24 protein-coding genes are annotated in these 23451 nt (G+C 69.8%); 10 read left to right on the plus strand and 14 right to left on the minus strand.

The window, feature by feature from the left end:
* Nucleotides 1-2 precede the first annotated feature (2 nt).
* Complete coding sequence (locus B042_RS0111240) at nucleotides 3-875, minus strand: hypothetical protein (protein ID WP_028648372.1); 873 nt, start codon at nucleotides 873-875, stop codon at nucleotides 3-5.
* A 54-nt stretch (nucleotides 876-929) separates the two neighbouring features.
* Nucleotides 930-1607: a hypothetical protein gene (locus B042_RS0111245; protein WP_028648373.1), complete on the minus strand. Its 678-nt coding sequence runs from the start codon at nucleotides 1605-1607 to the stop codon at nucleotides 930-932.
* 314 nt (nucleotides 1608-1921) lie between these two features.
* On the opposite strand from B042_RS0111245, the gene rmuC reads away from it, so the two are divergent.
* A complete protein-coding gene (rmuC, locus tag B042_RS22880) occupies nucleotides 1922-3448 on the plus strand; it encodes a DNA recombination protein RmuC (RefSeq protein ID WP_051415640.1) in 1527 nt (508 codons plus the stop codon).
* Between the two features lie 71 nt (nucleotides 3449-3519).
* Here rmuC and B042_RS26505 read toward each other — a convergent pair whose 3' ends face one another.
* Nucleotides 3520-4062, minus strand: a complete 543-nt coding sequence (locus tag B042_RS26505) for a hypothetical protein (RefSeq protein WP_231493937.1) — start codon at nucleotides 4060-4062, stop codon at nucleotides 3520-3522.
* A 108-nt stretch (nucleotides 4063-4170) separates the two neighbouring features.
* Nucleotides 4171-4734, minus strand: a complete 564-nt coding sequence (locus tag B042_RS0111260) for an ATP-binding protein (protein ID WP_028648374.1) — start codon at nucleotides 4732-4734, stop codon at nucleotides 4171-4173.
* Between the two features lie 219 nt (nucleotides 4735-4953).
* Here B042_RS0111260 and B042_RS0111265 point away from each other — a divergent pair, with 219 nt between their 5' ends.
* Together B042_RS0111265 and B042_RS0111270 are read left to right on the plus strand one after the other, a co-directional pair.
* Complete coding sequence (locus B042_RS0111265) at nucleotides 4954-5808, plus strand: helix-turn-helix transcriptional regulator (protein WP_028648375.1); 855 nt, start codon at nucleotides 4954-4956, stop codon at nucleotides 5806-5808.
* 5 nt (nucleotides 5809-5813) lie between these two features.
* Nucleotides 5814-6059 carry a DUF397 domain-containing protein gene (locus B042_RS0111270; protein ID WP_028648376.1) on the plus strand — a complete coding sequence of 82 codons (246 nt, stop codon included), beginning with the start codon at nucleotides 5814-5816 and terminating at the stop codon, nucleotides 6057-6059.
* Nucleotides 6060-6160: 101 nt separating this feature from the next.
* Here B042_RS0111270 and B042_RS22890 read toward each other — a convergent pair whose 3' ends face one another.
* Nucleotides 6161-6568, minus strand: a complete 408-nt coding sequence (locus B042_RS22890) for a hypothetical protein (RefSeq protein WP_051415636.1) — start codon at nucleotides 6566-6568, stop codon at nucleotides 6161-6163.
* A 410-nt stretch (nucleotides 6569-6978) separates the two neighbouring features.
* On the opposite strand from B042_RS22890, the gene B042_RS0111280 reads away from it, so the two are divergent.
* The 3 genes from B042_RS0111280 (at nucleotide 6979) to B042_RS0111290 (ending at nucleotide 10906) form a co-directional block, all read left to right on the plus strand.
* On the plus strand, nucleotides 6979-8016 hold the full coding sequence (locus B042_RS0111280; protein WP_028648377.1) for a serine protease: 1038 nt from the start codon (nucleotides 6979-6981) through the stop codon (nucleotides 8014-8016).
* Nucleotides 8017-8211: 195 nt separating this feature from the next.
* Complete coding sequence (locus tag B042_RS0111285) at nucleotides 8212-9993, plus strand: hypothetical protein (protein WP_028648378.1); 1782 nt, start codon at nucleotides 8212-8214, stop codon at nucleotides 9991-9993.
* 31 nt (nucleotides 9994-10024) lie between these two features.
* Entirely contained in the window at nucleotides 10025-10906 is an 882-nt protein-coding gene (locus B042_RS0111290) for a hypothetical protein (protein ID WP_036554713.1), read from the plus strand.
* Between the two features lie 77 nt (nucleotides 10907-10983).
* Here the strand turns inward: B042_RS0111290 and B042_RS0111295 are convergent, their stop codons facing one another.
* Nucleotides 10984-11736: a PT domain-containing protein gene (locus B042_RS0111295; RefSeq protein WP_028648380.1), complete on the minus strand. Its 753-nt coding sequence runs from the start codon at nucleotides 11734-11736 to the stop codon at nucleotides 10984-10986.
* Nucleotides 11737-11932: 196 nt separating this feature from the next.
* Between B042_RS0111295 and B042_RS0111300 the strand changes: the two genes are divergently transcribed.
* Nucleotides 11933-12328, plus strand: a complete 396-nt coding sequence (locus B042_RS0111300; protein WP_028648381.1) for a hypothetical protein — start codon at nucleotides 11933-11935, stop codon at nucleotides 12326-12328.
* Nucleotides 12329-12434: 106 nt separating this feature from the next.
* Here B042_RS0111300 and B042_RS26510 read toward each other — a convergent pair whose 3' ends face one another.
* Nucleotides 12435-13145 (minus strand): hypothetical protein, encoded by a 711-nt coding sequence (locus B042_RS26510; RefSeq protein ID WP_028648382.1) that lies wholly within the window; start codon nucleotides 13143-13145, stop codon nucleotides 12435-12437.
* A 55-nt stretch (nucleotides 13146-13200) separates the two neighbouring features.
* The gene (locus tag B042_RS0111310) at nucleotides 13201-13716 is read right to left on the minus strand and encodes a gluconokinase (protein ID WP_028648383.1); all 516 of its coding nucleotides are present in this window, start codon (nucleotides 13714-13716) and stop codon (nucleotides 13201-13203) included.
* A gap of 157 nt (nucleotides 13717-13873) precedes the next feature.
* Between B042_RS0111310 and B042_RS0111315 the strand changes: the two genes are divergently transcribed.
* The 3 genes from B042_RS0111315 (at nucleotide 13874) to glpK (ending at nucleotide 16544) form a co-directional block, all read left to right on the plus strand.
* Complete coding sequence (locus B042_RS0111315; RefSeq protein ID WP_028648384.1) at nucleotides 13874-14512, plus strand: DJ-1/PfpI family protein; 639 nt, start codon at nucleotides 13874-13876, stop codon at nucleotides 14510-14512.
* Entirely contained in the window at nucleotides 14509-14958 is a 450-nt protein-coding gene (locus tag B042_RS0111320) for a MarR family winged helix-turn-helix transcriptional regulator (protein ID WP_028648385.1), read from the plus strand. The genes B042_RS0111315 and B042_RS0111320 overlap by 4 nt, the downstream gene beginning before the upstream one ends.
* A 92-nt stretch (nucleotides 14959-15050) precedes the next feature.
* A complete protein-coding gene (gene glpK, locus B042_RS0111325; protein WP_028648386.1) occupies nucleotides 15051-16544 on the plus strand; it encodes a glycerol kinase GlpK in 1494 nt (497 codons plus the stop codon).
* 71 nt (nucleotides 16545-16615) lie between these two features.
* On the opposite strand, the gene B042_RS0111330 is transcribed toward glpK, so the two are convergent.
* The 6 genes from B042_RS0111330 to B042_RS0111355 all read right to left on the minus strand — a co-directional run bounded on the left by B042_RS0111330 (nucleotide 16616) and on the right by B042_RS0111355 (nucleotide 23369).
* On the minus strand, nucleotides 16616-16819 hold the full coding sequence (locus tag B042_RS0111330) for a cold-shock protein (protein ID WP_028648387.1): 204 nt from the start codon (nucleotides 16817-16819) through the stop codon (nucleotides 16616-16618).
* Nucleotides 16820-17102: 283 nt separating this feature from the next.
* Complete coding sequence (locus B042_RS0111335) at nucleotides 17103-19577, minus strand: beta-mannosidase (protein ID WP_028648388.1); 2475 nt, start codon at nucleotides 19575-19577, stop codon at nucleotides 17103-17105.
* 15 nt (nucleotides 19578-19592) lie between these two features.
* Nucleotides 19593-20504: an ABC transporter ATP-binding protein gene (locus B042_RS0111340; RefSeq protein ID WP_028648389.1), complete on the minus strand. Its 912-nt coding sequence runs from the start codon at nucleotides 20502-20504 to the stop codon at nucleotides 19593-19595.
* A 14-nt stretch (nucleotides 20505-20518) separates the two neighbouring features.
* A complete protein-coding gene (locus tag B042_RS0111345; protein WP_028648390.1) occupies nucleotides 20519-21472 on the minus strand; it encodes an ABC transporter ATP-binding protein in 954 nt (317 codons plus the stop codon).
* Entirely contained in the window at nucleotides 21472-22377 is a 906-nt protein-coding gene (locus tag B042_RS0111350) for an ABC transporter permease (RefSeq protein ID WP_028648391.1), read from the minus strand. Before B042_RS0111350 ends, B042_RS0111345 begins: the two co-directional genes overlap by 1 nt.
* Nucleotides 22374-23369, minus strand: a complete 996-nt coding sequence (locus B042_RS0111355) for an ABC transporter permease (protein ID WP_028648392.1) — start codon at nucleotides 23367-23369, stop codon at nucleotides 22374-22376. The genes B042_RS0111350 and B042_RS0111355 overlap by 4 nt, the downstream gene beginning before the upstream one ends.
* Nucleotides 23370-23451: the final 82 nt, after the last annotated feature.

Consider the following 23451-nt stretch of genomic DNA (forward strand, 5'->3'; position numbering starts at 1 on the left):
GTTCAGGAGAGCTTCAGACCGACGTGGTCGACGATCAGTCGCCCCTGCTCCGGGTCGAGGGCGAAGTAGATACGGCCCACCTGCGAGGGGGCTGTGTAGTCCCGAACCTTGACGTGCGGAACGCGCAACCAGGTGCGGTCCTCGTAGACGAAGTGGCGGAGCTTGGCGTCGCGCCCGATCGCCTGGTCCTGCAAGGCCACCTTCAGGTCGAACTCGTCCCTGATCCAGGTGTCCAGGTGCGGCATGGACCGCTCCGTGCCGTCGTACAGGGCGGTGGCCACGCGGGCGAGCTTGACCAGGCACTCGGTCATCTCTTCCGGGAAGGGGTACTTGCTCTTCTTCCACGTGATCTCGGCGTGCGGGGTGAAGACGATCCTGCCGGAGGAGAGGTCCTGGAGTTGCAGGAAGAGTTCCTCGGCGCTGGCGGCGTCCCCGGTGACGAGGGCCGGCAGGTTCTCCCAGGCGTCCTCCGGTTCGACCGGTCGCTCCGGCGGCCCCTGCGTGGCGCGCAGCGCTTGGCGGAGCTGCTCCACATGGTCCTCCAGGGCGGGTACCTTCTCGGCATCATCCTTGTACCGTTCGGCCCTGCGCTCCTCCTCCGTCGCGAGCCGCTCCCAATCCTCGGCATCGGCGCGGGCGGCTTCGAGTTCCTCTCGGAGGGCCTCCAACTGGGCCGCCATGTCGCCCGTGACCCTGGCCAGCTCAGACCGGGTGCGCGCCTTGCTGCTCTGCCGGTTGATCTCAGCCTGCCGGGCCCTGCGGAAGGCGTGGTCGGTGCCGCGCGCAAGGACGGAGAGAGGCGCGAGCACACGCATGAGGCGGTCCCGCACCCGCTCCGGATCGTCCCCGTTGATCTCCTCCTCACCGAAGACCACCTGTTTCGCCTCGTGGTCGCTCCAGATCAGCCGTGCGCCCGCATAGGGGGGCGCCTATCCCGGCAGTCGCTCGTAGAGGCTCCGGGAGGCCCGGTAGTCGAGGGTGACCACGCGGACGAGTCCCACGAGTTTGGCAGCGGCCTGCTTGGCCGTTTCGAGTGCGGCGAGTGTCCGCGTGTGCAGCAGGAGCAGCGGGAGCCGGTTGGAGTGAGAGATGATGTCGGCCAGTGTCTGCACTTCCTGGTCGCTGCGCACCTGGATGTAACGGCCGTCCTGACGCTGTCCGACGACGGTGATGTCGATACCGCTCTTGCGCATGAGCGAACGCACGATCCCCGGCTGGTACAGGGCCGGGGCCGGTGCGGGGGAGAGCCAGGTCGCGGAGGTCTCGCGCCCCATCGAGACACGGACGCCGACCGCGCCGCCGATATCGCTCAAGGTGACGTGTGTGATGAAGGAGGACTCCGTTTCCTCGTCCTCGTCCCTGACCTTGACCCGCAACGCCCGGCACCCCTCGGGTCCGACCAGCTCCCAGGAGGCCCGGCGGGGGTCGCCGTTCACCTTGTTGTGGCGCAGTTCCCGGGCACCACTGACTCGGAGATCCGCCTCGGAGATCTCGCCGACCGCGTTGTAGGTCAGCCACTCGCTGACACAGGAGAGCGCCGCCGCGTACGGGAGCACGCCCTCTTCACGCGGGGCCACATCGAAGCCGACGACATAGAGAACCTGCACTGTTCCTCCTCGGACACGTACAGACAGGGGGTGAGCAGGGTGATGGGGCTGGAAGACGGGGAACTACCGAAATCCTGACAAAATCCCCATACCCGATGGAACATTTCCAGGATTCCATGCAGGAGACGCAGGAAGAAAATCAGAGACTGATAACCCCTGTTATCGGTTATCCGAATGCATAAAGCACGGGCGCCCTTCTACGGTGTCGGTCATCGCGCTTGTCGGACGCCGTGTTTCCCACGGCGGCCGGGAAGGCGGACCGTCCTCTCCGCGGACCGGTGAACGGACCGCGCACTTCCCTGGAGGAGATCACCGTGAACACACTGCTCAGCATCGCCCTGGCCCTGCTCGCGGGCGCGGTCGGCGCCGCGCTCGGCTACCTGCTCGCCCGCCGCCGCGCCGCCGCCGAGGCCTGTGCCCTGCGGGAGGAGCTGGGGCACCTGCGTACGGACGTGAAGGTCGCCGAAGCCCAGGGCGACCAGGCCCGCGCCCGGGCCGAGGACCTGAAGGAGGAGCGCGACCGCGCACTGCGGTCCCAGCACGAACACGAGACCGCGACGGCCGGGCTGCGCACCCGTCTGGAGGTCGCCGAGAGGGAGAGGAACGAGCTGAAGGGGGCTGCCGGGCAGCGCGAGAGGCTGCTCGAAGAGCACCGGACCGAACTCGCGACGCTGCGCACCGAGCGGTCGGAGCTGGAGAAGCGGCAGGCGGCGGTGGACGCCGCACAGCGGGAGCTGGAGAAGGTCCGCGAGGAGCAGGCCCGCCTCCAGTCGGAGCAGGTCAAGGCGACCGTGTCCGAGATGCTGACCACGTCCCAGGAGAAGCTGGCCGAGACCGCGAACAAGAGCCTGGGCGCGACCACCCGGGACGTCACCGACAAGCTCCGGGAGCTGGACGTCCACCTGCGCGAGTTCGAGGGCAGGCGCACCTCGACCGAGACCCGTCTGGACGAGCAGATCAAGAACCTGGCGGCGGAGAACGCCCGGAGCCGTACCCAGACCGAAGCGCTGGTCAAGGCGCTGCGCAAGCCGCAGGTACGCGGCCAGTGGGGCGAACTCCAGCTCAAGCGGGCCGTCGAACTGGCGAACATGCGCGAACACGTCGACTTCGACCTCCAGGAGACCGTGGTCGACGACGACGGGCACACACTGCGCCCGGACATGGTCGTCAACCTCACCAGCGGCCGCCGGGTCGTCGTGGACGCCAAGGTCTCCCTCGACGCCTTCCTCAACGCCCTGGCCGCCGACGACGACGCCGAGTACGGGCGCTTCATGGACGAGCACGCCGCGCAGATCCGCCGACACGTGGACGCGCTCGCCGCGAAGGAGTACTTCGTGACGGTGGCGGGCAGCCCGGACTTCGTCCTCATGTTCCTGCCGAACGAGTCGCTGTTGCAGGCGGCGCTGGACCGGAGGGCCGACCTCTACGAGTACGCGCTCGGCAAGAGGATCATCATCGCGACCCCGACCGTGCTCGTCCCCATGCTGCGCACCATCGCCCTGTCCTGGGACGAGAAGACGATGCGGGAGAACACGGAGAGGGTCCACGAACTGGGTCGGCAGATCTACGACCGCCTCGCCAAGGTGGGCGAGCACCTGGGGAGGCTGCGGAGTTCCCTGGACGGCTCGGTGAAGCACTACAACCAGGTGATCGCCTCGCTGGAGGGGAGGGTCCTGCCCACCGCACGCAGGTTCCCCGAACTCGGCGTCCGCTCCGAGAGGGACCTGTCCGAACTGACCCCGGTGGAGCGGCAGCCCCGGACACTGACCGCCCCCGAGCTGGTGCGGTCGGCGGAGACCGGCCCCGAGGTGGCCGCCGCCGGAGAGGCGGAGAGCGCGTAGCCCCGGCCGGGTCGGCCGGCGCGGCCCTTCCCCCGGCCGGGGGAAGGGCCGCGCCCGCGTGCGGCGTGCCGTCAGGCCGCGGCGGGGAGCCGGGGGCGGGAGGAGACCGCCGCCAGCTCCCAGGGGCGGAGTGTGAGGGTGGAGGGCGGCCGGGTGCCGGGCAGACCGGCCAGCGGGACGGGTGGCGCGGCCGCCGGGGCGGCGGCCGGGGCGCTGGTCGGGGCAGCAATCGGGGCCGGCTCTGGCGCGGGTTCGGTGCGCGGGGTGGCGGGCGGTGTGGCGTGCGGCCACAGCAGCAGGAGCAGGGCGTCGATGTCGGGGGCCTCCTCCAGCCCGGCGGGCGTGGCGGCCCAGAACGACTGGGTGGCCTCGCCCCACCAGATCACCAGGTGGCGGTAGCGGCGCTGCACGGCGGCGGCCCAGGCGTGCTCGCGTCGGTACTCGTCGCGGTGCCCGCCCCGCAGCGGCAGCCGCTGGGCGCGGCGCCGCCGGCACGAGCGGTGGACACACGCCGGGCAGAACGGTCCCACGAGAGGGGTGCGGCGGGGCAGCGGCGGCGGGGTGCGGTACAACCGGTCGCTGATGGGGCGGGGTGCGGGGATAGGATGCGTCATCGATCCTGCTTTCTCACTATGTAGCAGTGGTGGTTTTCGGGATTGGGGGCCCGGGAGGCGTTGGCGCGCTCTCCTGGGCCCGTTTCACGTCGTGGGCGTGATGCGCTGTTACGCGGTGGTGTTCCAGGGGTTGTCGGTCAGGTCGTAGGCGAGGAAGAACCAGACCTGGCGGTAGTCGCTCTGGCCGTTGTCACCCCAGGTGGTGGCCAGGGCGTCGAGGAGGGCCAGGCCGCGCCCGGACTCGGCGTGCGGGTCCAGCCCGCCGGGATCGGGGGCCAGGTAGGAGCGCCGGCCGAGGGGCCGGGGCCGGTGGTGTTTGTCGCCCTGGTCGCGGCAGGTCAGGCGCAGGCCGTCGCGGCTGCGGGTGCAGGAGAGGGTGTAGGTGCCCAGCCGCTCGCCCGACCGCGAGTGCGTGAGGGCGTTGGTCGCGAGTTCGGAGCCCAGCAGGGTGAACAGGTACCGGTAGTCGGCCTCGCGCTCGGCGGCGCAGGTGTCGAGGAAGGCCCGGACCAGCGGCAGGTGGCGGGGCGAGCCGATGAAGTCGTAGCGGCGGGTGCGGTAGTGGGCGCGGTCGGTGCGGCCGGTGAAGTAGTGGCGGCAGCGCGGCGGCACCAGCGCGCCGAGCGGGACGGTCACCTCGGGCAGCGTGGCCAGCGGTGTGGTTGCGGACATGCGGACGAACTCCTTGCGCATAGCGGCGTGAACAGGGGTTGCGTGGTGCCCGTTGGAGGAGTCTCACGGTTGCCGTGATGCGCGGAACGGGCAGGGCGTAGCCTGGCCAGGAGACTCTCAGTGAGACCCCCGCCACTGGCTGCATCCAACGATAGAGAGTGGATTCTACTTGGTCAAGTAGAATCCACTCATGGAAAGAAACTGCGTTAGGCTCCTTCCATGGCCCCTCCTTACAGCCCCAGCGTCCGCCGACGACGCTTGTCCGCAGAACTCAAGCGGCTTCGAGCAGAAACCGGGATGACACTGAACGACGTTGCCAAGCACACCGGAATCAGCAGGGCCAACCTGAGCAAGATCGAACAGGCGGAGTCCAAGACGGTCCCCACACCGACCTTGAACAAGCTTCTGGACCTCTACCGCATAGAAGTCTCCGAAGTTCGAGACGCGATGCACGAGCTCTCCCGCCTGGCCGGGGAACGGGGCTGGTGGGCGCGGTACAAGGACCTGCTCCCCCAGATGTTGCCGGACTTCGAGGCTGAGGCATGTGCATTCAGGACTTATCACGCCCAAGTGATCCCAGGGATGCTCCAAACCCCTGAGTACGCCGGTGCAGTCTTTCGAGCGAACAAAGTTCGCGAGGATGACGAGATCGCAGATCGAGTCAGTGCGCGCATACGACGCCAGGAAGTCCTAAAGCGGCCGAATCCTCCCACTTACTCAGCAATCATCGACGAAGGCGCACTCAAACGAACCGTTGGATCCCCTGAAGTGATGCGGGCACAGCTCCAGCACCTCATACACATGGCTGCTCGGCGCAACATCGATATCTACGTCTTGCCCTTCGCAGCCGGTGCCCATCCCGCTACCGAGGGCACCTTCATCGTCATGGACTTCCCGGACCCCCGAGACGCCAGCATCGCCTACCTGGAGAACCCGGCAACTAGCCTGTATCTCGAAGAGGACCATCAGATCAGGATGTTCAACGACATGTTCGGGAACACACAGGGGTGCTCACTCACCCCGGTTCAGTCCCTGGCGTTCATCAAGGAACTCCTGACGACCCTAGAAGAGTGAGTGCAGTGACTGACCAGTTGTCATGGCGAAAGAGCAGCTACAGCGGTGTCAACGGCGAGTGCGTCGAGGTCGCGCACATCCCCTCCCACGTCCGGAAGAGCAGCTACAGCGGCCAAGAGCCGAGTTGCGTCGAGGTGGCCGACCTGCCCCGTGGCGCGGCCGTCCGCGACTCCAAACACCCCGACACCGGACACCTCCCCTTCCCCGCCGCCGAGTGGGCCGGCTTCCTCTCCGCCGCCCTCTCCCGGTAGCCGCCCCGAACCCCGCTCCCACTCGGGATGATCTTGCTACCAGCGCAGGAAAATGGCCCTGCTCCTGCGCTGGTAGCAAGATCACGGCGGTTCAGGGCGCCTCACCCCTCCCGGGCATTCTCGCCGGGCAGCAGGTGCGGACTCCCTGCCTCCTCCCGCAACCACCCCTCGTCCACCAGGTACCGGATGGTGAGAGCGCCCTCCCACCGACCCCAGCCGAACGCCGTCTCCAGCTCGCGCCAGGTCGGGCCGCGCCCGTACCTCTCGGCGTGCTCACCCGCGTAGGCCGCCACCCACGGCTCCGTGCCGTGGACGGCCCGGCGGGCGCGCAACCCCTGTTCGGTGGACAGGGTCCACTCACCCTCCGCTTTCCGGGGCTGCGACCGATACAGCCGGGGTACGCGCCCCGCGCCGGGGTCCGGGGCCGACCGGGCGGAGCGGGGACGCTCCTTCTTGGAGGTCAGGTGCCAGCCCTTACAGTCCGGGCAGCGGTAGGCACGGCGGGGCATCTTGTCCGAGCGGTCGTCGCCACGGCTGCGGATCTCGGAGAGAGCCAGTTCGGCACTGACCTTGTCCGTAAACCAGCGCTTGCCGCAGCGGCGTGGGCGCGGTCGGGGGGCTCACGGAGGGCGGGCGGTCTTCTTCCTGGTACGGCTGCGTTGTCGGTTCGTCGGGGGGCCTTCGCGTCGGCCGGTGCCGCCGGGCACCGGAAGGCGTACTCCGTGGACGGCGGGCAGACGCCCGTCCGCTCACGCCACGGCAACGACGGTAACCGACACCACGCCCGATAGCAGAGAAACCAGCACCTTCAAGACGCCGACCCCCGACCCACCCACCGAACGCGGCCCTTTTCCCACGAACCACGGGACACAAACGCAAGGTAGCTACTTAATTACTCAAAGTGTGCAAGGATCGGTGCATGACCTCGCCCATCGCGCACAAGATCCTCGCCCCCGCCGCCGCGGTCGCGGTCGCGCTCGGGGGACTCGCCCTCCTCGGCGTCCCGGACGGGACCGCCTCGGCCCTCACCCAGGCGGTCCACACCTCCCATGCGGCCCCCGCCTCCGCCCCCCTCGCCCGCATGGAGGGGGTGGCCCACCAGAGCGGCGCGGTGACCCCCGTCCAGCGCCAGGCCGTCCTGGACTACTGGACCAGCGAGCGCATGGCCGCGGCCCTGCCCATCACCGGCCTGGTCGGGGACGCGCTGGAGGCGGCCGCACCCGAAGCGCCCACCGAGCGGCAGGCCGCCCCACACGACAACAGCACCGGCGAGGTCTGGACCGGGGGCGGAGCGGTCACGCGCACCACCGGCAAGGTGTACCTGACGATGAACGGGCGCGACTTCACATGCTCGGCCTCGGTCGTGGACTCGGCCAACCGCAGCACCGTGGTCACGGCCGGGCACTGCACCAAGGACGGCAGGGGCTCCTGGGCGCGCAACTGGACGTTCGTCCCCGGCTACGACCGGGGGTCGGCCCCCTACGGCCGCTACACCGCCCGCGAGATGCTCGCCCCGCCCCGGTGGGCGCGCAACGCCGACGACAGCCACGACTTCGCGATGGTGGTCCTCAACACCGACGGCGGCACGCCCGTGCAGAACCGGGTGGGTGCCCAGCGCATCGCCTTCGACCGCTGGCCGCAGGGGCGCACCGCGCGCGGCCCTCAGGTCTACGCGTTCGGCTACCCGGCGACCTCGCCGTACCGGGGCCGATACCTGCACTACTGTTCGGGCCGGACCACCCCCGACGACGGGGGCACCACCGCCCACGGCATGCGGTGCGTGATGACGCAGGGCTCCAGCGGCGGACCGTGGTTCACCGGCTTCGACCCGGCGACCGGGCGCGGCACGATCGCGTCGGTGGTGAGCTTCAAGTACGCCGACGACACCCGGACCCAGTACGGCCCGCGCTTCGGCGACGAGGCACGACGGCTCTTCGACAGTGCTCAGCGGCTCTGACCCCCACCCGGGCGACACCCGAAAAAGGGAACGACATACCGTGAAATACCCTGAGTTCACACACTATTACCCCGGCTGGCATCTTCGGTCAACCGACTAGCGCCGACACGACGCTTCGTCCACAGTGGTGGGAGGGGCAGCCCACCGACCAGAGCGGACCGTCCGCCGCCGACGGAAGAAGCCCGGGAGCGCTCATTGCCACTCGTCTACCGCACTCTCGTCTCGGTCCCCCGGGGCGGCGGCGACCTCGTCGCCGCCGCGTCGGGGGTGCTCTCCGAGTGGCTGAGCAAGCGGGGGACCTCGGGCGGCCGGGTGGACTTCTCGGTCTCGGGCCGCTATGAGCTGAGCAACCGGTCGCGGGCGCTGGTGGTGCGCCACGACAACCCCGAGGAGGGCCTGGTCTTCCTCCGTCTGATCACCGAGTCCGATAAACCGGACGCCGTGTGGCGCACCGTGGCCACGGTGGTCGTCGACCCCGAGTTCTCGCCCCGCCACCACGTGTGGATCGACATGCGCGCCGACCCCCGCAGCCCCGGGGAGGAGACCGCCCACCCGCCGAAACTGGACGTCATGCCGCCCGAGGCCGCCCGGATGCTCCTGGAGGCGGTCGACGCCCACGACGGGGGGCACCCGATGCCCGCCGAGCCGCGGATCGTGCGCGGACGCGACGCGGCCCTGGTCGAGGGGCTGGTGTCGGCGATCAACGACCCCGAACGCAGGATGGCGCTGCTGGCCACCGGGCCCCCCGAGGACGTCACCGTGGCCGACTGGCGCACCGCCATGGCCTCGGCCCTGTCCCGGTGCACCGGCATGTGTGCGGGATACGTGCTGGACCGGACCGCGCTCGGCCGGGTGGGCGGAAAGCTCCCGGAGGGGCTCGATATCCCGGCGGGCGGGGTGCGCACGTTCTTACCAGGGGTGCGCACCGACGACACGGCCGACGCCTCACGGCACCCCCGCATGAGCCCGGCCACGCTCGACACCGCCCGGGAGCGCGAGCGCATCCGCTCCTGGGTGGGGGCGACGCTGTCCCGGGAGATCCGCGAGAACGCGCTGGAGACGGCGCTTCCCGAACCGCTGCGCGCCATCGACGCCTTCCTGGATGAGGAGGTGCGAGAGGTGCGCTCCCGCCGTGCCCGTCCCCTGTCTGCGCCCCGTCTGCTGCCCTCCCTCCGGATCGGGCAGCCGTACCACGATCCGGCCGCCGCCCAGGCGCGGGAGGAGCTGGAACAGCAGAACCAGCGGCTGCGCGAGGAGGTCACCCGGCTGGGCGCGCGGGTCACCGAGCTCAGCGAGGAGCGCCAGGAACTGCTCGCCGAGAGCACCGACCTCTCCGAGGAGCTGGCGAGCGCCCGCGAACAACTGCGCGCCTCCCGGCACGAGGCGCGGTGGCTGCGGTCCAAGGCCCACGACGCGGGGCTGTTCCGCCTGGCCGCCGCACCCGCCCCGCGCGACACACAACTGCCACCGCCCACCCGCGTGGGCGGGTTGCTGGAGCAGATCACCGACGGTTCGGCGCTGCCGCACCTGTTCTTCACCATCGAGGACCACGACTCGGTGTACGAGCTCTCCGACAGCCGCAAGGAGGGCCTGTGGGTGACCCGTGCCTGGGAGGCGCTGCTCGCCCTCAACGACTACGCGCGCTACCAGTTCGACAACCCCGGCAGCGGCCTGGGTTTCCACTCCTACCTGCGGGAGACCCCGGACGGCTACCAGGTCATCCCGGTCAAGCGGCTCGCCTCACAGGAGTCGGACTACGTGCGCAACCGCGGCAAGCTCAACGAGAAGCGCATGTTCCGGGTGCCCGAGGAGGTGAGCCCGGACGGCCGGGTCCCGATGTACGCGCACATCAAGCTCGACACCGAGTACGGGATCTGTCCGCGGCTGTATTTCTACCCCCATCTGGGGCCGGGCACCACCAACCGGGTCTACGTCGGCTACCTGGGGCGGCACCTGCCGGTGCAGCAGTCGAACTGAGCGCGGCCCGCCACCGCCTACCCTGGGGCGCGTGGAAGCGACAGCGACCGGGGCGGTGACCGCCCTCACCGAAGCCCAGTGGCGCGGGCGCGCCCGTGCGCACGAGGCGCGCGTGGACGCGCTGACCGCCGACCACCTGCGGCGGCGCGAGCGGGGCGAGCGCCACCCGGTGGAGGACTTCCTGTTCACCTACTACAGCCTCAAGCCGTCGCGGCTGCGCCGCTGGCACCCGGGGGCGGGGACGGTGCTGCTGGGCGAGGGCGCGCGGGAGCACCTGGCGGAGCGGTTCCACACCGAGGTCGGGGAGGGCGTGGGCCTGGACACGCGCGCGTTCCTGAAGGCGCGGCCGGTGACGGGCTTCGTCGAGCGGCTGCTGTCGGCGGTCGCCTCCCGCCCCGCCCACCTGGGCTGTTTCGGACTGCACGAGTGGGCGATGGTGTACCGCGCCGACCGTGTGCGCCACGAACAGGTGCCGCTGCGGCTGGGGGCCGAGGGCACCGACCGGGTGGTGCGCTCGCACCGCGTCCGCTGTTCGCACTTCGACGCCTTCCGGTTCTTCACCGAACCGGCCCGGCCGCTCAACACGCTCCAGCCCACCCGGGAGAGCCAGGTGGACCTGGACCAGCCGGGCTGCCTGCACGCCAACATGGACCTGTACAAGTGGGCCTACAAACTGGCCCCGGCGGTGCCGTCCGAGCTGGTGGCGGACTGCTTCGAGCTATCCCGCGACATCCGCGTCCTGGACATGCGTGCCTCGCCCTACGACCTGGCGGCGTGGGGGTACGCGCCGGTGCGGATCGAGACCGCCGAGGGCAAGGCGGAGTACATGGCCGCGCAGGAGGGGTTCGCCGAGCGGGGGGCGGTGCTGCGCGGGCGGCTGCTGACGGTGTGCGCGGCGCTGCGCGGGGCGTAAGGAAGGAAGGGCGGTGCCTGTCGGCACCGCCCCTCCCGGTCAGGCGTCAGGGACGCCGACCCTCACTCGCGTGAGATCTAGCCCTGCGTGTTCCCGGTGCCCTTGCGGCGTCCGAGGTAGAGGGCCGCACCACCACCGGCAACGGCGACGGCACCGGCGGCTACCAGGCCGGCCAGCGCGGAACCGGTCACGGGCAGACTGCCCTCGTCCGCCGGCTCGCTCGGGTCGTCCGAGGGGCCGGTGAACGGGTCCGTGCTCGGGTCGTCACCGGGGTCGCCGGACGGGTCCGTGCTGGGGTCGTCGGAAGGGTCGTCACTCGGCTCGTCCGACGGGTCACCGGACGGGTCGTCACTCGGCTCGTCCGACGGGTCCTCGCTCGGGCCGTCCGAGGGCTCTTCGGTGGACTCGTCCTCGCACTCGACCTTGAAGACCTTGTGCTTGCCCGCCCCGTTCTCGCCCTCGAAGGTCCAGGTGAGCTTGTAGTGGCCCTCGTCGAGCCCGATCAGCTGACTGGTGCCGTGTCCGTCCTGGTCCAGGACCAGTTCACCGGCGAGCACCAGGTCGTCCTTGTCGGGGCCGCTCTGGTAGACGATCTCCCAGGAGACCTCTTGGACGGAGTCGAAGTTGTCACCCTTGATGTAGAACGTGCATACCTTGGGCTCGTTCTTGGGGTCTTCGGCGGGCGTCTCGGGGTCGTGGATCTTCACGGTGCCGTTGTCGCCGGGGGGAGCGGCGGCGGCGACGCCTCCGCTGAAGACGGTGGCAGCGGCGAGCACGGCAGCGGCGAGCACACGCGCTCCGAGCACGCCCGGACGGGGTTCGGGGGTCATAGGGAGCTCCTCATCGTGTCCGTTCCGAGGGCGCACGCCCAGGAGATGGAGAACAGGACCCGACAAATGTACCTTTCTTACCTTTTGAACCAACTGTCACACCCGTCACGGATACCGAAGAGAGACCATCGCAAACCGGGCAGCGGTACCTGGTGCGGCCCTGCCGTTCACAGGCGGGGCGTCCTATGATCGTGCGATGACCACTTCCCTGGACGACGCGGCGCTGACCGCGTTCCTTGAGGGCCAGGAGACCTCCTGGCTCGCCGAACAGCTCATCATGGCTGCCGACGACGACCCCCTCACCCGGATCCGGCTCTGCGCCGCGGCCGGAGCCGAGTCCGCCGCGGACGAGGCCCGCACCGCGCTCCTGGACCTGGTCGCCGACCACGTGCCCTCACTGGTCGACGAGGACCCCGCCGAGGGCGAGGAACTGCACAGGGCGATCGACCTGCTCGACGACCTCGTCGAGTACGGCTTCGAGGACGAGGCGGCGCGCATCGCCGCCGAGGCGCTCGCCGACTACCTGACACAGCACGGAGACGACGAGGGTGAGTATCTGGATCGGCTCAGGGAGGCAGCCGGGGAGGACTAGGGGGCTGTTCTCGGACACCGCCCCGTAGTCACCAAAGCGCGGCGGCGGTTCGACGTGACACGGCCAAGGGCCCGGGGCAGGGATCCTACCTGCGATAACGGGCCGCTCAGTCTCGCGGCGCGGCGCGGCACCAGGCGCGGACCGACGTGGTCCACAGGGCGACGTTGGCGACAACGGCGAAGAGCGCCGCCACGGCGGCGGCCACCAGGAGTGGTGTGTCGGCGAGCTGGGCGGCCCGGTGCAGTCCCGAGAGGGCCACACCCATCCCCGCAAGCGCGCAGACCTGGGCGGCCCGGTGCAGCAGGGGCACGGCACGGCGCACCGGAACGGCCAGGGCGCCCAGGGCCGCACCGACCACTCCGACCTCGATGGTGAGGACCCACATCGCGGTGTGGAGGGGACCGGGCAGTCCGGTGTCCAGCTGTCCGTAGACGGTGTAGGCGAGGAGGCCGAACGCGGGGACCGCGGCGAGCATCAGCGCGAAGGCGTGGCGCACGTCTCGCGGCGGGTGCTCGCCGGGCCGGTGGCTCCTGAGGAGCTCGCCCGTCCGGCGCGTGCTCTTCTTGAGCAGGGTACCGGTCCGGGTGCCGACCTCCGCCAGGAACGCGCCCGTCCGGGCGCCGAGGACCTTGAACAGGCCGCCCGTCCGTGCGGAACCCTTCTTGAGGGGCTCGGCGATACCGGCCCAGTCAACGCTCTGGAGGGCCTTGGCGACCGGGGAGGAGCGGGGGGCCGACGAGGGTTCGGGAGGCGAGGACGCCTCGGCGTCCTCGGGCCGCTGGGCAGGGGGTGTGGGGGAGGAAAGGGTTTTATGCATACCACACAGGGTCGCCTGTAGAGAGGTCACAGCGCAACAAAACGCTGTTTTTGGATCAAGAGCTCTCTGAACGGACCAAGAGGTCGACGTAGGCCAAAGCCTGTACGACCAGCGCGTCCACGCCTTCTCCCACGTCAAGGACGTGTCCCGGTTCACGTGAGTCGAGTTCCTCCAGGGTCCACAACTGCGACTCCAGCAGCCCGGCGGGCATGAAGTGGCCCCGACGCGACCGGAGGCGCTCTTGGAGCAGCTCGGCGGACCCGTGCAGGTGCAGGAAGGCGACGTTCGGGGCACCCCCGCGCAGGACGTCGCGGTAGGCGCGCCGCAGCGCGGAGCAGGCCATGACGGTGGACTCCCCGCGGGCCTCGTGCTCGGAGATCCACCCGGCGAGGTCCTCCAGCCAGGGCCACCGGTCCCCGTCGGTCAGCGGGACGCCCGCCGCCATCTTGGCGACGGAGGACTCGGGGTGGAAGGCATCGGCCTCAGCGAAGGGCAGGTCCAGGCGCTCGGCCACGCGTTCGGCCACCGTGCTCTTGCCGCTGCCGGACACACCCATGAAGACGACGTGCATGATCTCTTCTCCCGAAAAGCCCCCGCCGTCGGGCGGTGGACCGTTACTATTCCCGAACGCGCCACGCGCAGTCCGCAACGTACGCCCCCCGCCTTGACCAGGCTCGGGGCACCTCCCAATCGTTGACAACATGTTGTCAAAATGACAGGATTCTGTCATGAGCTCATCGCCCACACGCACCGTCCACGTCGCCGTCTACGACCACATGGCGGACTGGGAGATCGGACACGTCCTCGCCCACCTGCGCAGCGGAGAGGCCCAGCGCCGCCCCGGCGGCGTCCGCGTCGCCACGGTCGGCATGGGCAACGCACCCGTGACCACCATGGGCGGTCTCACCATCCTGCCCGACATCGCGCTCCCCCGGCTCAAGCCCTCCGAGAGCTCGATGCTCATTCTCCCCGGAGCCGACACCTGGGACTGCGCCCCCGAGGCCATGGCCCCCTTCTCCTCCGCCGCCGGGATCTTCCTCGACACCGGCGTACCGGTCGCCGCGATCTGCGGGGCCACCGCCGGACTCGCCCGCGAGGGCCTGCTCGACGACCGCGCCCACACCAGCGCCGCCCCGGAGTACCTGCTGGCCACCGGCTACGCCGGATTCCGCCACTACAGGGACGACCTCGCCGTCACCGACGGCGACCTCATCACCGCCAACCCCATCGCCCCCGTGGAGTTCGCCCGCGAGATCTTCCGCCTCCTCGACGTCTACTCCCCGCGCGTGCTCGATGCCTGGTACCGGCTCTTCGGCCGACACGACCGCGACGCCTACGCCGTGCTGGCGGAGGCGTCCCGCCCGTGAGACCGCGACACCCCGCCGCGCTGCTCTCAGCGACCGCGACGACGGTGTTCCGGCTCAACGCACAACTCCTGGCCGCCGCCGAGGAACTCGCCCGGCCCGCGGGGCTCACCGCCGCCCGCTGGCAGGTGCTCGGCGACGTCGCCGACCAGCCTCGCACGGTCTCGGAGATCGCCCGGCGCTTGGGCACCAGCCGCCAGAGCGTACAGCGCATCGCCGACCTGCTGGTGAACCGGGGACTGGCCGAGTACCGGCCCAACCCCGCACACCGGCGCGCCAAACTCCTCACCCCCACCGGGCGGGGCCGGGACACCCTGTACAGCATCGACCCCGCCCACGCCCGGCTCGCCCGCAGACTCGTCGACGCCCTGGGCGAGGAGGAGACCGAACGCGCCGTGGCGTCGTTACGCCTGCTCGCACAGGCCCTCGACCGTATCGACGGCACCTGAGGCCCCACCGGACCGGGACACCGCCCCGACGGGGATGTGACCCGTGCGACACAATTGGCTCACCCAGTCTTGGCCACAAGCAGGAGGCACCGTTGAGCCAGCAGTACGTCGCCGCGATCGACCAGGGCACCACGTCCAGCCGCTGCATCCTCTTCGACCGGGACGGCCGCGCCGCCGCCACCGGACAGCGCGAGCACCGGCAGATCTTCCCCCGGCCCGGCTGGGTGGAGCACGACGCGGCCGAGATCTGGACCAACGTGGAGGCGGTCGTCGCACAGGCCCTCGACGAGGCCGGTGCCGCCCCCGGACAGGTGGCCGCCGTGGGCATCACCAACCAGCGCGAGACCACCCTGCTGTGGGACCGCGCGACCGGCCAACCCGTGCACCACGCGATCGTCTGGCAGGACACCCGCACCGACTCCCTGGTCCGCACACTCGGCGGCGACACCGGCCAGGACCGCTTCCGCGACCGGTGCGGGCTGCCACTGGCCACCTACTTCTCCGGTCCCAAGATCCGATGGCTGCTCGACCACGTGGACGGGCTGCGCGAGCGCGCCGAGCGCGGCGAACTCCTGTTCGGCACCATGGACACCTGGCTGATCTGGAAACTGACCGGACGCCACATCACGGACGTGACCAACGCCAGCCGCACCATGCTGATGAACATCCACACCCTGGAGTGGGACCGGGAGGTCCTGGACGCGATGGGCGTCCCCGCCGCCCTGCTCCCCGAGATCCGCTCTTCCTCCGAGGTCTACGGCACCGCGCGCGGCCCCCTGGAAGGGGTGCCGGTGGCGGCCTCGCTCGGCGACCAGCACGCCGCGCTCTTCGGGCAGACCTGCTTCGACCCCGGCGACGTCAAGGGCACCTACGGAACCGGGGCCTTCCTGGTGATGAACACCGGAACCGAACCCGTCACCTCGGAGAACGGCCTGCTCACCACACTCGGCTACAAGCTGGGCGAGGAGCGGGCGGTGTACGCCCTGGAGGGGTCGATCGCCGTCACCGGCTCCCTCGTGCAGTGGCTGCGCGACAACCTGGGGCTCATCTCCACCGCGCCGGAGGTCGAGGAGCTCGCCCGGACCGTGGACGACAACGGCGGGTGCTACATCGTCCCCGCCTTCTCCGGCCTCTTCGCCCCGCACTGGCGCGGCGACGCGCGCGGGGTCATCGCCGGACTGACCGGCTACGTGAACCGGGGCCACATCGCGCGGGCCGCCCTGGAGGCCTCGGCCTGGCAGACCCGCGAGGTGGTGGACGCGATGAACGCCGACGCCGGCAACACGCTCACCACCCTGAAGGTGGACGGCGGCATGACCGGGGACGACCTGCTCATGCAGATCCTCGCGGACGTGCTCGACACCGACGTGGTGCGGCCGGAGGTCTCCGAGACCACGTGCCTGGGCGCGGCCTACGCGGCGGGGCTGGCGGTGGGCTACTGGCCGGACCTGGAGACGCTGCGCGCCAACTGGCGCGAGGACACCGCGTGGACGCCGAAGATGTCACCGCAGGCACGCGAACGCGAGTACCGCAACTGGCGCAAGGCCGTGCACCGCACCCTCGACTGGGTCGAGGACGAGGACTGAGCCGCCCGGAAACGCCGACGGCCCCGGAGAGGCGGTGCCTCGCCGGGGCCGCGGCTCAAACGATCAGGACCTTAGAGGGCCTTGACGTTGTCGGCCTGCGGGCCGCGGTTGCCCTGCGTGATCTCGAACTCCACGCGCTGGTTCTCCTCCAGGTTACGGAAACCGGAACCCTGGATCGCGCTGTAGTGAACGAAGGCGTCCGGGCCGCCGTCGTCGGGGGAGATGAAGCCGAAGCCCTTCTCGCCGTTGAACCACTTCACAGTTCCCTGAGCCATGTTTCTCTCCTTCAGCTCGGTGTACACGGATGCAGACTCACATCCGCAAATTGCCGCGAGCCGATCTTTGAGAAACCGCCCGCCGGTCACAAACTCCGCGGGCAAAACACCAACTGCGAAATTCAACGACTAACAATCACTACGAACTTATCACAGCCGGAGCGCCCGGGGGAGGGTTCCGGTGTGGTGACACGCACCGTCAGCGAGGGAATATTCGCTGCTGGCAGCGACAATCCCCCACACACCGGACACCCGACGCCCCAGCGTTACCAAGCGATCACCCTCACTTTGCCAGAACTTCGTTCACGCAGGTCAAGACCGGTGCCGCCACGACGGCCTCCGGATCGAGCCCGGCGCCGCCCCTCACCCGGAACGTGTGCTCCTCTCCCGGGAGCAGCGTCACCAGGGCGCTGTCCGCGGACGCCTGCGGGTCGAGCCGGTCGGCGTTGAGTACCAGGTCCCGCAACAGCACCCGTGCCCGCACGCTCACGAGCAGATCAGCGCCCTCGACGCGGGTCTCCGTGTCGAATTCCGGGGCCCCGTAGGCGAAATCGCGGTCACGCGCGAAGAACCACCACGCCCGCTCCCCCGCTCCGTCGACGGTGAGCACCTCGCTCTCGGCACGCTCCGGACGGGCCAGCTCGGCGGCCACGGAGACCCGCAGCGCACCGCGCGGCGCCACCCGGACCGGGTGGACGGAGGAGGCCAGTACGTCTCCCCCGGCGCTGCGGCGGGCCAGGGTGAGCTCGGTGGTCCACTCCTGGTCGGTGTCGTTGCCCAGGACGACGCACAGGCGGCCGTCGTCGGCGGGCTGCACCGTGGCGACGCGGTCGGCGTAGACCGAGCGCACCGCGTACCACGCGGGCTTGAGCCGCGCCGCGCCGTCCACCAGCGCCCACGAGGTCACCGGCCAGCAGTCGTTGATCTGCCACACCACCGTGCCCGTGCAGTACGGCCACAGGGAGCGGTAGTAGCCGATCCCCACGTCGAGCGCCCGCGCCTGTGCCACCTGGGTCAGGTAGTGCCAGGCGTCGTAGCCCCACTCGCGGTCGCCGAAGTGCTCCCTCAGGCCGCGGGCGAGTTTGGCGTCGCCGTCCTCGGCCTTCTGGTGGTGGGCCACGCCGGGCGAGGACGGGGTCAGCGGGTCATCGGACACCGCGGAGCGCAGGGTCGCGTGGTTGGGCGGCGCCTGGTATCCGAACTCCGCCGCGAACCGGGGCCGGTGGTCCCGGTAGTGCGTGTACTCCAGGTCGTTCCACACGTCCCACACGTGCATGGTGCCGTGGGCGGCGTCGTTGGGGTGCACCCCCTCGCCCTCGGAGTAGGGGCTGCCCGGCCAGTAGGGCCGGGTGGGGTCGAGTTCGGCGACCACGCGGGGCAGCAGGTCGAGGTAGTACCCGGCACCCCAGGGGCGACCGTCGAGCTCCTCCTTCCACCCCCAGTCCTCGTGGCCCCAGATGTTCTCGTTGTTGCCGCACCACACCGCGAGCGAGGCGTGCGGGGACAGCCGGACGACCGCCTCCCGCGCCTCGGCCTCCACCTCGGCGGCGATCGGGTCGTCCTCGGGGTAGGCGGCGCACGCGAACAGGAAGTCCTGCCACACGAGCACGCCCAGTTCGGAGCAGACATCGTAGAAGTCGTCGGACTCGTAGATCCCGCCGCCCCACACGCGCAGCAGGTTCATGCCGGCCTCGCAGGCCTGCGTGACGCGCTCACGGTAGCGGTCCTCCCCCACACGGGTGGGGAAGGTGTCGTCGGGGATCCAGTTGGCGCCCTTGACCAGGATGCGGCGCCCGTTCACGGTGACCGCGAAGGCGGCTCCCCTGGCGTCGGGCTCGCTGGCGATGCCCACCTCGCGGAAGCCGATCCGCCGGGACCACCCCTCCAGGGCGGCACCGTCGACGGCCAGCTCCACCTCCAGGGCGTACAGAGGCTGGCCGCCGTGGCCGCGCGGCCACCACAGTTCGGCCTGGGGCACCTCCAACTCCAGGACGGCGCGCTCCTCGCCGGGGGCGACGGTGGCCTTGGCCTCGACACCGCCGACGGTCGCGGTGAGGGTCAGTTCCCGCTGACTGCCCGCGTCGGTGCGCTCCAGGCCGACGTGGACCGCGACCCGGCCGGTGGTGCCCTCGACGGAGACCAGGGGCCGGACGGCGGCGATGCGCGCGGTGGACCAGGCGTGCAGGCGTATGGGGCGCCAGATGCCGGAGGTGACCAGGGTCGGCCCCCAGTCCCAGCCGAAGTTGCACGCCATCTTGCGAATGTACTGGTAGGGCTCGTCGTAGGCTGCCGGGAGCGCTCCCATTTGCTCCCGGTGGGCCTCGGCGTACCCGTAGGGGGAAGCGAAGTCCACGATGAGCTCCGGGGCGCCGCCGGCTGAGGCCAGGGCCTCGGTGACGTCGAACCGGTGAGTGCGGTGCATGTTCTCCGACCGGCCCACCTCACGCCCGGCCACCCGGATAGAGGCAACCGTGTCCAGCCCCTCGCACACCAGGTCCACCCGGTCGTGGGACGGCAGCGCGGCCGCCTCCGCCGCCAGGGAACGGGAGTAGCGCCAGTCGGTGCGGCCGATCCACCCCAGACGCGTCTCGTTGTCGTCGGTGTAGGGCTCGTCGATCAGCCCGTGCCGGAGCAGGTCCGTGTGGACACAGCCCGGCACCTGGGCCGGTACCGTCCCGACCCCGGCGGCCGGGCCCTGGAGACGGTCCCCGCGAGGCTCCAGGGCCCAGCCGCTTGTCAGATCGATCAGGGTGTTCACGTGGTCTTCCTTAGCTCATGTCTGGTCGATGCCGACGAAGTGTCCGGCCTCGGCCTCCAGCAGCGGCGCCGTGTACTCACCCTCGGGCACCGTCGGCAGCGTGACGTCCTCGGGCGGGTTGGCCGCCAGTTCGGCGTCGACCTCGGCCCAGGTCTGGTGCAACTGCGGCACGCAGGAGAGCAGGTGGCGGCTGTAGGGGTGCAGCGGGTTCTCGAACACCCGCTGGGTGGGACCCATCTCCGCGACGGCGCCCTTGTGCAGGATCACCGAGGTGTCGCTGACGTAGTTGCCCAAGGACAGGTCGTGCGTGACGAACAGGATGCCCAGGCCGCGCTCCTTGAGGTCGACGAGCAGGTTGAGCACGTCGATCCGGGTGGAGGCGTCGAGCATGCTGATGATCTCGTCGGCCACCAGCACCTTGATGTCCAGCAGCAGCGCGCGGGCGATGAGCATGCGCTGCAACTGCCCGCCGCTGAGCTGGTGGGGGTACTTGTTCAGCACGTTGCCCGGGTCGAGGCGGACCGTGTCCAGCGACGACAGGACCTTCTCGCGCCACTCCTCCTGGGAGGTGTCGGGCGCGTAGGACTGGCGCACCATCTCGAAGACGCGGTCGGCCTTGAAGATGGGGTTGAAGCAACTGAAGGGGTCCTGGAAGACCCCCTGCACGTGGCGGTAGTACTCCTTGCGTGCCTTGAAGCCCTTGATGGTCGAGACATCGGTGCCCTCGTAGCGGATCTGCCCCTCGGAGACCGACGTCAGCCCGAGCACCATCTTGCCGATGGTGCTCTTGCCGCTGCCGCTCTCCCCGATCAGGGACACGACCTCGCCCGCGCGTACGGTCAGGTTGACGTCGCGCACCGCGCGCTTGCGTCCACCGCCGAATGCTCCGGTCCGGTACACCTTGTGCACGTGGTCGAGTTCGAGCAGGGTCTCACTCACCGTCACTCACCCGTCTTCCAGCACGCGGCCCAGTGGCCGGGTTCGATCTCCAGCAGGGGAGGCTGCTCGGCGCACTTGTCGAACGCCATCGGGCAGCGGTCCTTGAAACGGCACCCCGTGGGGGGGTTGAGCAGGCCGGGCGGCTTGCCGGGAATGCCCTCCAGGCGTTCCTCCGTGGAGGTGGAGCCCACCTCCGGCAGGGCCGAGATGAGCATCTGCGTGTAGGGGTGCCTCGGGGCGTCGATGATGGTCTTGACCGGCGCCTTCTCGGCGATACGGCCCGCGTACATCACCATGATGGTGTCGGCCATCTGGTAGACGAGCGAGATGTCGTGGGTCACGAACACCATGCTGCGCACGTACTCGCGGTCGCGGAACTCCACGAGCGACTCGGCGACCGAGCGCTGGGTGGACACGTCCAGCGCCGAGGTGACCTCGTCGGCGATGAGCAGGGACGGGTTGAGCAGCGTGGAGATCACCATGACCACGCGCTGCTTCATGCCGCCCGACAGCTCGATGGGGAACCGGTTGAGCACGTCGGTGGAGAGGCCCACCAGTTCCAGGCGGCGCTTGAGCTCGTCCTCGATGTCTCCGGGGCGGACACCGCGTGCGCGCAGCAGTTCGGTGACCAGCCGCCCGATCTTGCGGGTGGGGTTGAGCGCGCTCATCGCGTACTGCGGGATGAGCGAGATCTCGTGGTAGCGCAGGGGGACCATCGCGTCGTCGTCGGCGATGGGCACGTCCTTGCCGTCCAGCTCGATCGAGCCGCCGACGTGGCGCATCCGCGAGTCGAGCCTGATGAGGCTCTTGCCCAGGGTGCTCTTGCCGCAGCCGGACTCGCCGGCCAGGCCCATGATCTCCCCGTCTTCGAGGTCGAACGTCACCCCGTCGAGGGCGTGGACGTCCCCGCGCAGGGTCTGGTAGTAGACCTTGAGGTCCTTGACGCGAAGAGTCATCACAGCTCCCGCAGCTTGGGGTTGAACACTTCGTCCAACCCGACGTTGAGGATGTACAGCGAACTGACGATCACGGTGATTCCGAGACCGGGCGGGATGAACCACCACCACAGCCCCAGTTGGAGGGCGCTCCACTGGACCGCGTTCTCCAGCATCAGGCCGAGGGAGACGCCGTTGGTCGGACCGAGGCCGATGAAGTCCAGGCCGGCGGCGGTGAGTACGGCGCCCCCGAAGAGCAGGATGGACGTCATCACCAGGTAGGAGCTCATGTTGGGCGCCAGTTCGGAGGTGATGATCCGCCAGGTGCGCCGTCCGCTGAGCCGGGCCAGGTCCACGTAGTCGCGGGTGGCCAGGGACAGGGTCTGGGAGCGCACCGCGCGCGCCGCCCAGGGCCAGGTGGTGAGGCCGATGAAGATGCCCTGGATGAGCACGCCCCGGGCGTCCAGGTAGGCGATGGCGACGATGAGGACGACCATGGCGGGCAGGACCAGCACCACGTTCGTGAGCATGTTGAGGACGTCGTCGACCCATCCGCCCTTGTAACCGGCGACGAAGCCGACTGCGGTGCCGACGAGGAAGGCGACGCCGCCGCCGAAGAAACCGATGAGGAAGGTCGAGCGCACGCCGTAGACGAACTGTGCCCAGATGTCCTGGCCGAAGCTCGTGGTGCCCAACCAGAACTCGCCGTTGGGCGGCTGGCTCTGCGGGCCGACGTACTCGTTGGGGTCGTGGTCGACGAAGAGCGGGCCGATGAGGCCGAGCAGGAAGAAGCCCAGGACGATGCCGAGGCCGATGAGCAGCTTGGGGTTGCGGCGGGCGAAGTGCAGGGTCTCGGCGAACCTGCGTTCACCGCCCACCGTGGGCTCCGCCTTGTCGGCGCCCGGGGCTCCAGCGACGTTGGTCATGCCGCACCTCCCGTCATCTGGACCCGGGTGCGCGGGTCGATCAGGACGTAGACGATGTCGATGATGAAGTTGGCGATGAGGACCCCGACGACCACGAACAGGAAGATGCCCTGCAGGAGGAAGAAGTCGTTGTTGTTGATGGAGTCCAGGATGAGGCTGCCCAGGCCGGGGTAGTTGAACACGATCTCGGTGAGCAGGGAGCCCGCGATGATCGTGCCGAGCTGGACCGCCAGGCCGGTGATCTGCGGGAGCATCGCGTTGCGGAAGGCGTAGCGGCGGATGAGCCTGCGCGGTGCGCCGAGGGCCTGGAGGTAGTTGGAGTAGTCCGCCTCCAGCTCGTAGATGATCATGTTGCGCATGCCGATCGCCCAACCGCCCAGGGCCACCAGGAACATGGACAGGAACGGCAGGATCCAGTGGAGGATCAGGTCGGAGATGAACACCCAGGAGAAGTCGGGGCGCAGCGAGAAGCTGTAGCCGCCGGAGGCGGGCAGGAGGCCAGCGACGATCCCGACCGACCAGGCCAGCAGCAGGGCCAGCCACATGTACGGGGTGGCGGTGAGGATGTAGCCCACCGGCAGGATGCTGTTGTCCAGGATCTTGCTGCGCGCGGCGAAGGCGCCGAAGCGGTTGCCCACGATCCAGCTCAGCAGGATGGCGGGAAGCAGCAGGGCGAGGGTGTAGGGGATCGCCCCCATGATGACGTCGGTGACGGGCTTGGGGTACAGCATGATGCTGACGCCCAGGTCACCCCGGAACAGGCCGGCCCAGAAGCTGAGGTACTGCTCGTACAGCGGGGTGTCGAGGCCGAAGATCTCGTTGTAGTAGTTGTTCATCCGCTCCAGGGCGGCGGGGTCGCTGACCGAGGCTCTGGAGAGCATGCTGCGGACGGGGTCCCCCGGCATGAAGCGGGGGATCATCCAGTTGATGGTGACCGCGATGACGAACGTCAGCATGTAGATGACGGACTTGCGGCCGATGTAGCGCCACACACTTTCCTCCGGGTGTCGGCGTCGGACGTAGGTCCGGTCGGCCCGGGTTCATCCGAGCCGACCGGGTGAGGGTGTGGAAAGG

The sequence above is a fragment of the Nocardiopsis sp. CNT312 genome (genome assembly GCF_000515115.1).
Lineage (GTDB): Bacteria > Actinomycetota > Actinomycetes > Streptosporangiales > Streptosporangiaceae > Nocardiopsis.

Coding starts and splice junctions, on each gene's coding strand:
- B042_RS26505 (WP_231493937.1), bottom strand. CDS start 4,062: ATGACGCATCCTATCCCCGCACCCCGCCCCATCAGCGACCGGTTGTAC.
- B042_RS0111260 (WP_028648374.1), bottom strand. CDS start 4,734: ATGTCCGCAACCACACCGCTGGCCACGCTGCCCGAGGTGACCGTCCCG.
- B042_RS0111265 (WP_028648375.1), top strand. CDS start 4,954: ATGGCCCCTCCTTACAGCCCCAGCGTCCGCCGACGACGCTTGTCCGCA.
- B042_RS22890 (WP_051415636.1), bottom strand. CDS start 6,568: ATGCCCCGCCGTGCCTACCGCTGCCCGGACTGTAAGGGCTGGCACCTG.
- B042_RS0111280 (WP_028648377.1), top strand. CDS start 6,979: ATGACCTCGCCCATCGCGCACAAGATCCTCGCCCCCGCCGCCGCGGTC.
- B042_RS0111295 (WP_028648380.1), bottom strand. CDS start 11,736: ATGACCCCCGAACCCCGTCCGGGCGTGCTCGGAGCGCGTGTGCTCGCC.
- B042_RS0111300 (WP_028648381.1), top strand. CDS start 11,933: ATGACCACTTCCCTGGACGACGCGGCGCTGACCGCGTTCCTTGAGGGC.
- B042_RS26510 (WP_028648382.1), bottom strand. CDS start 13,145: ATGCATAAAACCCTTTCCTCCCCCACACCCCCTGCCCAGCGGCCCGAG.
- B042_RS0111310 (WP_028648383.1), bottom strand. CDS start 13,716: ATGCACGTCGTCTTCATGGGTGTGTCCGGCAGCGGCAAGAGCACGGTG.
- B042_RS0111315 (WP_028648384.1), top strand. CDS start 13,874: ATGAGCTCATCGCCCACACGCACCGTCCACGTCGCCGTCTACGACCAC.
- B042_RS0111330 (WP_028648387.1), bottom strand. CDS start 16,819: ATGGCTCAGGGAACTGTGAAGTGGTTCAACGGCGAGAAGGGCTTCGGC.
- B042_RS0111345 (WP_028648390.1), bottom strand. CDS start 21,472: ATGACTCTTCGCGTCAAGGACCTCAAGGTCTACTACCAGACCCTGCGC.
- B042_RS0111350 (WP_028648391.1), bottom strand. CDS start 22,377: ATGACCAACGTCGCTGGAGCCCCGGGCGCCGACAAGGCGGAGCCCACG.